The sequence below is a fragment of the Vibrio sp. SS-MA-C1-2 genome (assembly GCF_021513135.1).
Lineage (GTDB): Bacteria > Pseudomonadota > Gammaproteobacteria > Enterobacterales > Vibrionaceae.
Window position 1 is genome coordinate 805,747 of record NZ_CP090981.1, and the last position, 12,697, is coordinate 818,443.

The 12,697-nt window shown below is 41.1% G+C and carries 11 protein-coding genes; 5 read left to right on the top strand and 6 right to left on the bottom strand.

Annotation, left to right across the window (positions count from 1 at the left end):
- Window positions 1–196: 196 nt before the first annotated feature.
- From L0B53_RS08335 to L0B53_RS19385, 3 genes are read left to right on the top strand one after another with little or no spacing between them, the layout of a single operon-like run.
- On the top strand, window positions 197–1,438 hold the full coding sequence (locus tag L0B53_RS08335; protein WP_235061632.1) for an efflux RND transporter periplasmic adaptor subunit: 1,242 nt from the start codon (window positions 197–199) through the stop codon (window positions 1,436–1,438).
- Window positions 1,435–3,063, top strand: coding sequence for an efflux RND transporter permease subunit (locus tag L0B53_RS19380; protein ID WP_260115572.1), 1,629 nt, complete (start codon window positions 1,435–1,437; stop codon window positions 3,061–3,063). Before L0B53_RS08335 ends, L0B53_RS19380 begins: the two co-directional genes overlap by 4 nt.
- Window positions 3,018–4,544, top strand: coding sequence for an efflux RND transporter permease subunit (locus L0B53_RS19385; protein WP_260115583.1), 1,527 nt, complete (start codon window positions 3,018–3,020; stop codon window positions 4,542–4,544). Before L0B53_RS19380 ends, L0B53_RS19385 begins: the two co-directional genes overlap by 46 nt.
- A 9-nt stretch (window positions 4,545–4,553) precedes the next feature.
- On the opposite strand, the gene epmB is transcribed toward L0B53_RS19385, so the two are convergent.
- Window positions 4,554–5,576 (bottom strand): EF-P beta-lysylation protein EpmB, encoded by a 1,023-nt coding sequence (epmB, locus tag L0B53_RS08345; RefSeq protein ID WP_235061633.1) that lies wholly within the window; start codon window positions 5,574–5,576, stop codon window positions 4,554–4,556.
- 31 nt (window positions 5,577–5,607) lie between these two features.
- Between epmB and efp the strand changes: the two genes are divergently transcribed.
- Window positions 5,608–6,174, top strand: a complete 567-nt coding sequence (gene efp / locus L0B53_RS08350; protein ID WP_235061634.1) for an elongation factor P — start codon at window positions 5,608–5,610, stop codon at window positions 6,172–6,174.
- Window positions 6,175–6,293: 119 nt separating this feature from the next.
- On the opposite strand, the gene frdD is transcribed toward efp, so the two are convergent.
- From frdD to frdA, 4 genes are read right to left on the bottom strand one after another with little or no spacing between them, the layout of a single operon-like run.
- Window positions 6,294–6,656 (bottom strand): fumarate reductase subunit FrdD, encoded by a 363-nt coding sequence (gene frdD / locus L0B53_RS08355; RefSeq protein ID WP_235061635.1) that lies wholly within the window; start codon window positions 6,654–6,656, stop codon window positions 6,294–6,296.
- Between the two features lie 12 nt (window positions 6,657–6,668).
- Window positions 6,669–7,052, bottom strand: coding sequence for a fumarate reductase subunit FrdC (gene frdC / locus L0B53_RS08360; protein WP_235061636.1), 384 nt, complete (start codon window positions 7,050–7,052; stop codon window positions 6,669–6,671).
- 2 nt (window positions 7,053–7,054) lie between these two features.
- The gene (locus L0B53_RS08365) at window positions 7,055–7,795 is read right to left on the bottom strand and encodes a succinate dehydrogenase/fumarate reductase iron-sulfur subunit (protein WP_235061637.1); all 741 of its coding nucleotides are present in this window, start codon (window positions 7,793–7,795) and stop codon (window positions 7,055–7,057) included.
- The gene (frdA, locus tag L0B53_RS08370; protein WP_235061638.1) at window positions 7,795–9,612 is read right to left on the bottom strand and encodes a fumarate reductase (quinol) flavoprotein subunit; all 1,818 of its coding nucleotides are present in this window, start codon (window positions 9,610–9,612) and stop codon (window positions 7,795–7,797) included. Before frdA ends, L0B53_RS08365 begins: the two co-directional genes overlap by 1 nt.
- 420 nt (window positions 9,613–10,032) lie before the next feature.
- On the opposite strand from frdA, the gene epmA reads away from it, so the two are divergent.
- Complete coding sequence (gene epmA / locus L0B53_RS08375) at window positions 10,033–11,016, top strand: elongation factor P--(R)-beta-lysine ligase (RefSeq protein WP_235061639.1); 984 nt, start codon at window positions 10,033–10,035, stop codon at window positions 11,014–11,016.
- Between the two features lie 193 nt (window positions 11,017–11,209).
- Here epmA and L0B53_RS08380 read toward each other — a convergent pair whose 3' ends face one another.
- Entirely contained in the window at window positions 11,210–12,625 is a 1,416-nt protein-coding gene (locus tag L0B53_RS08380) for a DASS family sodium-coupled anion symporter (protein ID WP_235061640.1), read from the bottom strand.
- Window positions 12,626–12,697 lie beyond the last annotated feature (72 nt).

The window sequence follows — 12,697 nt, forward strand, 5'->3', positions numbered from 1 at the left end:
GACATAAAATGATGAGAGAAAGAGAGTGTGATTGGTTCTCTTTTTATAGGAAATAAGAACTTTTACTCAGATTGTGGTTAATCAGCGGATTATTTTCACTGATATGCTGTCATAATATATAAAGAATTTAAGCTTGTTTAATTTAAATAAATAGTTAAAAAATAATAAAAATAATTAGCAATATAAGGATCTTATTGTGAATATAAAAAAGCTAATCAGGCGTACTTCCCCTTTTATTATTCTTGCTCTTTTTGGGTTGGGCGCTAAGTGGTTGATCTCAAATAAAACACCACCAATAAAAACCGATCCCGTTGTGCTTCTTCCCACTGTCGATGTGATCACGGTTAATCCTCAATCAATTCCATTAACTATCGATTCTTATGGGGTGGTTAATGCCAAACACAAAACAGATATTGTTTCTGAAGTTCAAGGGAAAATTGTTGCGCTCTCGAAAAACTTTATTGCAGGTGGTTATGTAAATAAAGGCGATGAGCTTGCGAGAATTGAGGTTGCCGACTACCAAACGGATCTTATTCAAGCTAAAGCCTCATTAGCCCAAGCGTTAGCACAATTAGAAGAAGAGAAAGCGCGCGTCGAAGTTGCCAAAAAAGATTGGCAGCATGTGAGCGTATCAGAAGCGCCTAAACTCGGTTTAAGGGTTCCGCAATTACAAAAGGAGCAAGCGAATGTCGCTTATGCGCGTGCTGCATTAGAACGAGCAGAACGCAATGTAAGCCGTACCGTCATCAAAGCACCTTACTCAGGGTTAGTGATCGAGAAAAATATCGATATGGGACAATATCTGACGATTGGCAGCCAAGTGGGTCGTATTTACAGTACTGATATTGCAGAGATTAGGTTGCCATTGACCGCTAAACAGATAAATAATTTTGAGCAACGATTTGAATTGAACTCTGAGGTAAGGTTAACCGCAGAGCGAGGAGGTCAACAGTTTAAATGGCAAGCCAAAATTGTTCGTTCCGAGGGCGTGGTGGATGAGACTAACCGGATGACCTATCTGGTTGCTGAAATTGTTGACCCTTATCATAAGAAGAGTAAAAAAAATAACAGTGTTATCTTAAAGTTTGGCACGTTTGTTAATGCGACAATTTTAGGCCCAGAGATAAAAAATATTGTTACGTTACCTCGATACCTTGTTCGTGATGGCAAGGTAATGGTGATTTCAGAGCAACAAACGGCTCACTTTAAACCTGTTAATATTGTTCATCAAGATATTGATAATGCGTATATTCAGGATAGCTTGCAATCAGGTGAAATGGTCTCTTCAATTGTGTTGAGTACCATTGCTGAAGGTGACAAGGTACAACTTAAAAACAGCTTAGAAAACGCGACTGAAAATCAATCTCCTGTTGTTATCGAAGCAAGCCCGACTCTTCTGGAGCAAGAAAATAAGAGCAATATGGAGGAGGGAGTATGAGTCAAACCAATCGGGGTATTATTGGTTGGTTTGCTAATAATTCCGTCGCTGCTAATTTATTAATGTGGCTACTTATTCTTGGTGGGATATTTAGTGCATTTACTATTAATAAAGAAGTTTTTCCTTCCTTTGAACTCAATTTTGTACGGGTCTCTGTTGCCTACCCGGGAGCCGCACCCGAAGAGATAGAAGAAGGCATTAACATCAAGATCGAAGAGGCGATCAAAGAGATTCAAGGGATCGAAGAGATTACCTCGATTGCCAGTGATGGTTCGGGAACGGTAACCGTTGAGGTTTCGGACAACTATGATCCTAAAGATATTCTCGATGAAATTAAGCTCGAAGTTGATGCTATCTCTACTTTCCCCGATAGTATTGAAAGTCCAAGTATTATTCAGGTCAAACCTGAGAATATGGTGCTGTTTGTTTCGGTCTATGGTGATCTAAACCCTTTCCAGATGAAAGAGCTTACCAAAAAAGCGCGTGATGAGATAACCCAACTTCCTGGCGTTTCTAATGCTGAAATTATTGGCGCTTTAGATTATGAAATTTCGATTGAAGTGACAGAAGATAAGTTACGAGAGTATCAACTGACATTCACCCAAGTTGCACAAGCTGTCCAACGTTCTTCACTTGATTTGCCGGGTGGTTCTATCCGTGCCAATGATGGCAATATTATGCTTCGCACCAAAGCTCAAGCTTATAATCAGCAGGATTTTGCCAATATCGTAGTGGCAAGCCGACCTGATGGCGGACGCGTTCTCTTATCTCAAGTTGCAACCATTAACGATGGCTTTGTTGATTGGAAAAGCTATGTTCGATTTAATCGTCAACCCGCTGCTATGATTCAAGTGAGCAGTGTCGATGATCAAAATGCATTAGATATTTCGACCCAAGTTAATCAATGGGTGGATAGTTATCGTGCTGCTTTGCCTATTGGGGCGAAAATGGATGTTTGGATGGATTTAACCTTCTACCTTGAAGGTCGAATGACCATGATGCAGGAGAATATGTTGTATGGCTCAATTTTGGTCTTTTTAATTTTAGGGCTATTTTTGAACCTTAAACTCGCTTTTTGGGTGATGATGGGACTCCCTATCTGTTTCCTTGGGGCGACGATGTTGATGCCTTATCAGCCTTTTTCTCTCTCCATTAATCTTTTGAGTCTGTTTGCCTTTATTTTGGTACTCGGTATCGTCGTCGATGACGCCATTGTGACTGGTGAAAGTGTGAGTTATGAGATTGAACAACATGGACATACGATTGAAAATGTTGTTCGTGGCGTCCATAACATTGCAACGCCGGCGACATTTGGCGTATTGACCACCATTGTTGCCTTTATTCCAATGTTGTTAGTCAGTGGTTCATTAGGAACGATTAGCGCTTCTATTGGTTGGGTTGTTATTCTCTGTCTGATTTTTTCGTTGGTTGAATCCAAATTAATTCTTCCTGCTCACTTAGCTCATATGAAACTGGCCAAATCCCCCCGAAAAATGTTATCTATCGCGCTAAAGTCAAGTTTAACCTTGGTGTCGATCGATTTGTTCAGACTCGTTATCGTCGCTTACTACAAGGGTGTATTACTCAACGTTATAATGTTCTTGCAGTATTTGTCGGTGGCTTGATTTTAGCCGTAGCCTTGGTGGTCAGCGGTAAGGTTCGTTGGGTGTTTTTCCCTGAAATCCCCTCTGATTTTATTCAAGTCAATGTTGAGATGGATAGCTCCAGTTCCGATGATAATACGGTTGCAACTGCAAAATTAATAGAGCAAGCGTTGTACGATATGGATGATGAACTCACTAAAGAGACAGGTGCATCTGTTATTAAGCATGACTTTGTTGCTAAAACATCAACCACATCATTATTAATGTTTGCCGAGCTGACTAAAGCTGAAGAGCGTTCGATTGATGGTGTGTCGATTGCTGATGCTTGGCGAGATAAGATCCCTAATTTAGTGGGGGTTAAGAAAATAACTGTGAGTGCAGGAGAGCAAGATCAAGGAAGTAATATTACTTTTAAGCTCCGTTCAGACAATTTCTCTGATTTGACAAAAGCATCTGAACAATTACAAGCTCAGTTAGCAACCTATGCGGGCTTATACGATATTTCTGATGATTACTCCTCGGGTAATAATGAAATTCAACTGAGCATAAAACCTGAAGCAGAGGCACGTGGATTAACCTTAAATGATTTAGCTAGTCAGGTTCGTTATGCCTTTTATGGTTATGAAGCGCAACGAATTTTAAGGGATAAAGAAGAAGTTAAAGTGATGATTCGTTTCCCTCTAAATCAACGTACGACGATTGGCCATTTAGAGGATATGTTGATTCGAACGCCAGATGGCACGGCGATTCCTTTCTCTTCTGTGGCTGATATTCAATTAGGTAAGTCAGCCGCATCCATTAATCGTGCTGATGGTCGTCGCTCTTTAACGGTGACTGCCAGTGTGAATACTAATATTATTGAACCGACTAAAGTTGTCAAAGAGATCAATAAAGAGTTTATGCCGCAGCTACACATTGATTTTCCTGATGTCAGTGCTGATTTAGGTGGCTCAAGCTTGGAAGAGCAAGAAGCATTAGTGAAGATGGCGCAAGGGTTAGTGTTTGTCTTATTTGCTATTTTTGTCTTAATGGCGGTGCCGTTAAAATCTTATACCCAGCCTTTGATTATTATGTCCGTGATTCCATTTGGCATGATTGGCGCGTTAGTGGGACATTTATTGCTTGGTCTTTCAATGAGCATGTTAAGTCTATTTGGTATTATTGCGTTGGCAGGAGTCGTGGTTAATGATTCATTGGTGCTGGTGGATTATGTCAATAAAGAGCGGGCACGAGGAAAGTCGATAGCAGAGGCGGCATTAGAATCAGGTGTTCGCCGATTTAGAGCGATTATTTTAACTTCATTAACCACCTTTTTTGGTTTAGTGCCGATTCTGCTCGAAACTAGTCTACAAGCACAGATTATGATCCCAATGGCAGCCTCATTAGCCTTTGGGATCTTATTCTCAACCTTGGTAACACTGTTACTTGTTCCACTGCTTTATATTATCTTAGATGATATTAAACGTTTGCTGACTTGGTGGTGGCAGCCAAGTAAAGATTAATGATTGTGCTTACTCTAAGTGGAGGTCTATCGGTGTCTTACTGCTACGGCCTCCAATCTCCCGCATTAAACGCGGAACAAGATAGCCCGAAAGGTTAGGAACCACTTCTGTCATAATCTGTCGAGCTTGCTGGTCGCTCACTAGGAAATGTCCAGCCCCTTGTACTTTATCTAAAAGGTGTAGATAGTAAGGAAGAATTCCAACCTCAAAGAGACGTTCGGATAACGCGATCAGTGTTTGAGCATTATCATTAACTCCTTTTAACAAGACACTTTGATTTAATAGCGTGGCATTTGCTTTTTTTAGTTTTTCCATCGCCTGTTCTAAGGTGGTATCAATCTCATTCGGGTGGTTGATATGAGTGACGACGACCACGTTAAATCGACTGTTTTTTATTAGGCTGCACAATGGCTCGGTAATACGTGAGGGAATAACAACAGGGAGGCGACTATGAATGCGAAGATGTTTAACATGAGGAATCGCTTCCAGTTGTTCAAACAGCCAACTCAATTCAACATCTTTTGCCATTAAGGGATCACCACCAGATAAAATAACTTCACTGATTTGAGGTTTTGTTTTGATGTAATCAATGGCGACAGACCACTGTTTCTTATTTCCTGGATTATCTGAGTAAGGAAAGTGACGACGAAAACAATAACGACAATTAATGGCACAGCCACCCTTTAAAATCATCAAAACACGATTATGATATTTGTGCAGCAATCCAGGAATTGGGTTATCCTGTTCTAAAAGGGGATCGTGACTAAACCCTAAAGTATGATTAAATTCATCAGCACAAGGCATCACCTGACGCAGTAATGGGTCATTAGGGTTGCCTTGCTCCATCCTTGCGACAAAGCTGAGTGGTACGCGTTGTGAGAAGAGTTTTCTGGCAGGAATATCCTTTTTCCACTGATTTGGATCAAGTTTTAGCTGCTGCAGTAGCTCTAAAGGGTCGGAGATCGCATTAGCAAGCTCATTTAACCAGTTTTGCTCAACAGATGCTGAATTTAAGGGTATTATATGCGACATAACTACAACTCTGAGATGTTAAGAGGAAAAAATGGCGTCTTTCAGCACCAATGAATTCCGTAGCGGAATGAAAATTATGCTAGATAATGAGCCTTGTGTCATTATCGATAACGAATTTGTAAAGCCGGGTAAAGGACAAGCGTTTAGCCGTGTGAAAATTCGTAAGTACCTTTCAGGTAAAGTTCTAGAAAAAACATTTAAATCAGGTGAAAGCGTTGAAGCTGCCGACATTATGGAAATCGATCTCGATTATCTTTATAACGACGGTGAGTTCTTCCACTTCATGAACGCTGAAACATTTGAGCAGATTGCTGCTGATGAAAAAGCGGTTGGTGAAAGTGCAAAGTGGTTGGTTGAAAATAACAGCTGCATGCTAACGTTGTGGAATGGTAACCCAATTGCGGTGACTCCACCAAATTTTGTTGAGTTAGAAGTAACAGAAACTGATCCTGGCCTAAAAGGTGATACTCAGGGAACAGGTGGTAAACCAGCAACATTATCAACAGGTGCGGTTGTTCGCGTACCATTATTCATCCAAATTGGTGAAGTAATCAAAGTTGATACTCGTTCTGCTGAATACGTTGGTCGTATTAAATAATTCATCTTCATCACCTTAATGGAATGAATGAAAATGAAGCTAGCGTTTATCGCTAGGATCAAAAAAGGCACCTTAATCGGTGCCTTTTTTATTATCCATCTTTTGACTCTAACAGAGGGTTAGATCATAAAGATGAAGATAATTGATAATGCCGTTACTAGACCAGCGATAAAGTAACATGCGATTTTACCTGCCGTTCCTGTGTGGAACTTAAGGTCATGCATACCGTGGTGTAGACGGTGCATTGCATGCCACATTGGAAGCGCTAGTGTTCCGATAACAAATAGTGCACCAATGAATGAAGTAGCAAATGAAGATACTCGCTCATAGCTTAGTGCATCAGCATCGATCATACCTAGTGGCACCATGATACCTAAAATAAGCACAGTCACTGGTGTAATCATAGCGAACCAAGAGCCGCCAGCACCAAATAGTCCCCACCATACTGGTTCGTCTGAACGTTTTGGATTACGGTTAACCATCTTTAATTCTCCTTAAACCAGAATAAGCGCAATAAGCGTAATGAGTGCAACAACTGCCCACTGTGCCAAGACAACAACTTTTTTCTCGAGTAATTTGCCACCCACTTTGATTGGCATCACTTGTGGCATCATTGAGAAGAAAGTTTGTGCATGGAATAAGCTTCCTAATAGTGCTAATACATTTAGAATAACCACGATTGGGTTAGCCATAAAGTTTAGCCAGCCTTGCCATGCTTCTGGTCCTTTCACTAATGAGCCTAAACCAAATGTTAGACAGATAGTAAAGAAAATCAGAGGCAATACAGTTGCTTCACGTAACATATAGAAACGGTAAAAAGAGTGATCTTTCCACCACGTGCGTTTCATCGTACGAACGTAAGGTTTACGGTTGCTCATCCTTATGCCTCCTGTGGCTTCATCATTGCGATCACAAAGTCTTTTGATGACTCGATCTTTCCTTGGTTTACCGCTGCGGCTGGATCGACACTCTTAGGACAAACGTCAGAACAGTAACCGACAAATGTACAGCCCCAAGCGCCATTATCCCCGTTAATCAGTGCCATACGTTCTGCTGCACCATTATCACGGCTATCTAGATTATAGCGATGTGCTAACGTAAGCGCGGCTGGGCCGATAAACTCTGGATTTAGACCAAACTGAGGACATGCCGCATAGCAAAGACCACAGTTGATACAGCCAGAGAACTGCTTATATTTAGCAAGTTGTTCAGGTGTCTGGTTATTTGGCCCATCTTCAGGTTTACGATCATTACCGATAATATACGGCTTAATTGCTTCTAAACGCTCGATAAATGGCGTCATATCGACAATCAGATCTTTCTCAATCGCAAAGTTAGCTAATGCTTCAATGCGAACGCCTTTTGGATAGTCACGTAAAAAGGTTTTACATGCTAGCTTAGGCACGTTATTGATCATTAGGCCACAAGAGCCACAGATCGCCATACGACAAGACCAACGGTAAGCAAGATCTTTATCTAGGTTATCTTTGATGTAACCTAGCGCATCAAGTACTGACATTGTTTCATTAAATGGAACTTCAAATGTCTGTAGGTATGGTTCCGAATCCTTTGCAGGATCGTAACGCATAATTTCAACTTTCTGGATACGATTAGCTAACATTAACCTTGCTCCTCTGCGTTTTTAGCTTCTTCCGCTGCTTTTTCTTTTGCTGCCGCTTCTTCTGCTGCTGCACCGTATAGACGTGCCTTCGGCTGTGACTTAGTAATAGTGACATCGCTGTATTCGATACGAGGTGCGTTATCACCATCGAAGAATGCCAATGTATGTTTTAGGTAGTTCACATCATCACGTTCTGTACAACCTTCATCTAAACGTTGGTGTGCACCACGAGATTCACGGCGTAATAGCGCTGAGTGAGCCATTGCTTCAGCAACTTCTAGACCGTAACCCACTTCTAATGCATAGAGTAGATCGGTGTTAAATACTTTGCCTTTGTCTTGGATACTGATGTTTTTATAACGCTCACGGAGCTCTGCAAGTTTATCAACTGTTTCTTGCATTAGGCTCTCTTCGCGGTAGATACCACAACCTGCTTCCATTGAGTGACCCATTTCCGTGCGGATATCAGACCAATTCTCATCGCCTTGTTGGTTCATTAGAACGTCGATACGATCTTCAACAACTTTAACTTGAGCGTCGATAGCTTCTTGATTCCAGCCTTGGAACTCTTCAGCACGTTTAACGGCATTTTCACCAGTAGGGCGACCAAATACCACAAATTCAGCTAATGAGTTTGAACCTAGACGGTTTGCGCCGTGTAGACCAACAGATGAACATTCACCCACAGCAAATAGACCCTTAATACGCGTCTCATTGTGCTTGTTAGTTTCAATACCACCCATGGTGTAGTGTACCGTTGGACGAATTGGAATTGGCTCTTTTGCCGGATCAACGTTAACGTAAGCTTTTGCTAGTTCACAGATGAACGGTAGACGTTCATTTAAGTAATCTGCACCTAAGTGACGAAGATCAAGATGAACAACATCACCAAGAGGGTGCTCAATAGTGTTGCCTTTTTGCTGCTCATGCCAGAATGCTTGAGAAACTTTGTCACGAGGACCTAGCTCCATATATTTATTCTTAGGCTCGCCAACGGGAGTCTCAGGTCCTAGACCGTAATCTTGTAGGTAACGATAACCATGTTTGTTTAACATGATACCGCCTTCACCACGACAACCTTCTGTCATCAAGATACCTGTACCAGGAAGACCGGTTGGGTGATACTGAACAAATTCCATATCACGTAGTGGAATACCATGACGATAAGCCATGGCCATTCCGTCACCCGTTACGATGCCACCATTGGTATTACAGTGGTAAACACGACCTGCACCACCTGTCGCTAGAATGACAGATTTTGCTTTAATCGTAACAAGTTCGCCTTCAGACATATGAATCGCGATTAGACCTTGAACTTCACCTTCGTGAACAATTAGGTCGATAACGAAGTACTCGTCAAAACGTTTGATCTGCTCATACTTTATTGAAGTTTGGAATAAGGTATGTAGCATGTGGAAGCCAGTTTTATCGGCAGCGAACCAAGTACGTTCTACTTTCATACCACCAAAACGGCGAACGTTAACTTCGCCATTTTCTTTACGGCTCCACGGACAACCCCATTGCTCTAATTGAGTCATTTCACGAGGGGCATTCTCTACGAAGTATTCAACAACATCCTGTTCGCATAGCCAATCACCACCGCCAACGGTATCGTTGAAGTGATTGTCAAAGCTATCCTCATCCTTGATAACAGCAGCTGAACCGCCTTCTGCAGCAACGCTGTGCGAGCGCATAGGGTAAACTTTAGAAATCAATGCGATTTCCATTTCTGGGTTTGCTTCAGCAGCCGCGATAGCTGAACGTAGGCCAGCACCGCCAGCACCAATTACAGCGACATCTGTGGTTAATATCTTCACAGTTATCCTCCGGAAAAAGATAAAAATAGAATGGATGTTTTATTAAGTAACACCCACCGAAAAATTCTATGCATATTGTAGAGGATGATGAGCTTTTCGTGACCTCTTTTGTCGCGTTTTTTTCACAAAACTAGCCATTTCGAGGTATTTGTTTCTGCAAATGCGATAAGCATCACAGATTGTTGTTTTTCTTAATGTTGATACTTTGTTTTTTTTGTTTGTTACTTGTGTTGATGTTGGTTTTTTATTGTGAATCACCCTCTCTATTTATACGATTTCTGTGTGTTTTGTATAACTTTAGTAGTAGTTGCTCGAGTATGAAGAAGTTGGTTGTCAGTTATTTTGATAAGCGCAATATTTTATTAGTGAAATAACCTTGAATAATTTATCATCTGATTTTTCCGTTATTTTGAGAATATCATGAGTAATCGATCAACATTGTGGATGCCTTCTGCGCCAATTATTGAGTTAAAAAAGAGAGCGAAGCTTCTTCAAGAAATTCGACTCTTTTTTATTGAACGAGATGTACTAGAAGTCGATACACCAAGTTTGAGTCAAGCTACGGTAACGGATATCCACCTTCATACATTTCAGACTGAATTTGTCGGTCCGGGTTTTGCTGATGGTAAGACACTTTATATGATGACCAGTCCTGAGTTTCATATGAAGCGTTTACTGTCCGCGGGGAGTGGATCTATTTTTCAAATTAATAAGGCATTTAGAAATGAAGAAGCAGGGCGCCATCATAATCCTGAATTTACGATGTTGGAATGGTATCGTCCGGGATTTGATCATCATCAATTAATGGATGAGATGGATTTGTTACTGCAAACGACATTAAAAACTCACACCGCTGATCGGATAACTTATCAACAAGCATTTATTGAACAGTTAAATGTCTGTCCTTTAGACGATTCTCTGGAAGCGCTTAAGCAGGTAGCGGCAACATTAGGGTTAGCGGACATAACCAACGATGAGCAAGACAGGGATACCTTACTACAATTGCTTTTTAGTGTCGGTGTTGAAAGTAAAATAGGTTTAGAACAGCCTGTATTTGTTTACGATTTTCCCGCTTCTCAATCGGCATTGGCGCAAATCAATCCGCAAGATAACCGCGTAGCTGAGCGTTTTGAGGTCTATTTTAAAGGGATTGAGTTAGCAAATGGTTTTCATGAATTGAGTGATCCTCAAGAGCAGCTGGCTCGATTTGAAGCCGATAATTATAAGCGTCAAAAAATGGGATTACAGCAACAGCCGATTGATTATCATTTGATTGATGCACTTAAGTTGGGTGAATTCCCTGATTGTGCGGGTGTTGCATTGGGGGTTGACCGTTTGATTATGTTAGCACTTAATCTTGATCATATTGATAAGGTGATCGCTTTTCCGGTGACTCGTGCATAATGCTGTTTTTTACTAAGATTTAAGTGGCAAGTTTTCGTTAAGATCGCACCCACGTTATAGGCATAGAAAGGCGATGATGAAGGTTGAGTTCAACATTCATCACCGCCTTTTGTTTTACAATGTCACTTTTTAGCTATCACAATGATCTGTTTTTATTGTTATTGATCTTTTTTAAGTGATAGCGGGTGATGATTTAAGTTAAGAAAAACATCGCGATATAGACTAAAGCTAGACCTGATAATCCTAAGATAATACCGGTTTTTGCCATATCTTTACTTTCAATAAATCCTGTTGAGTAGGCCAGTGAGTTTGGTGGTGTTGAAACAGGTAATATCATGCCGAGAGACGCTGAGAATGCGACAACAACAAGTAGTCCTTGTAAGCCACCAATGGCAGATAGGCTCTCCATCGAAGCACCCACAGCAGCAGCGATCGGCATTAACAAGTTGGCGGTGGCTGTGTTTGACATGAAATTAGCCATTAGCCAGCAGACAATGGAAAGCGTTAATACAACAGCTAGTGGTGAAAGTGACTCGTAATCGACGGCATGTGCTAATGCAACTGCAAGCCCTGTTTTATCAAGTGCAATCCCTATCGCAATTCCTCCGGCAACTAACCATAAGACATCCCAGTTGATCATCTTGATCTCATCTTTACCCATAATTCCCGTTAAGGTAAAGACAGCAAGCGGGATAATAGAGACAACATAGGTATTCATGCCATGAATCTTAGTGGTCATCCATAATAAAATAGTCACTGCAAATGTGATGTAAACGACAATCGCACGCCAGCTTTTTAAGAATTCGCCCCCCATTTTTAGTTGCATATGGGTCTGACTTGATGGGAATAGTTTTTGTAGTAACCACCATGCAAAGGCGAGTTGAATAATGACAAATGGAACCCCCATCATCATCCAGCTTAAAAAGTCGATACTATTTTCACCCGTTAAATATTGCAGCGCGATAGCATTGGGTGGAGTACCAATAGGCGTACCAATACCCCCGGTATTCGCTGCAACTGGAATAGAGAGAACCAATGCCTTGATCCCTAGGTCACCCTTAGGGGCTGATGCAACAATTGGTGCTAATAAAGCTAGCATCATTACGGTTGTCGCCGTGTTCGACATAAACATCGAAAAGACCGCCGTAATCAGCATCAAACCAAGCATGATAAACTTTGGTTGAGTCCCAAATGGGCGCAGCAAAACTCGCGCTAAGTTATTATCTAATTGGTATTTAGAGGCAGCAATAGCTAGAGCAAACCCCCCCATAAATAGAATAATAATAGGAGATGAGAAAGCATGAAATATATCGGTATAAGGGATTAAACTCCCCATCTCATGACCAGTGGGAGGTTGACGGAACAGCAGTAGTCCTTTATCCGATAGCATCACGACTTCAAGAGTAATAATGAGGATAGATGTTGCAAAAACTGGGACGGGCTCTAAAACCCAGAGTAATGCAGCAAGGGCAAAAATTGCCAATAAACGGTGTTGAATTAAGGTGAGATTATCGATCGGAATAAGATCAATGGGAATAAAAAGTATGAGTAATGGGATACCGAATGATATCAATATTCTTATTAGTAAGTTGAAATTAATTTTTAGCATGCCTTGCCTTCTTTAAGTAAGATCCTAAAGACAGCATACTGAAAATAAGCAACAAAATAATTGAGATGTAAC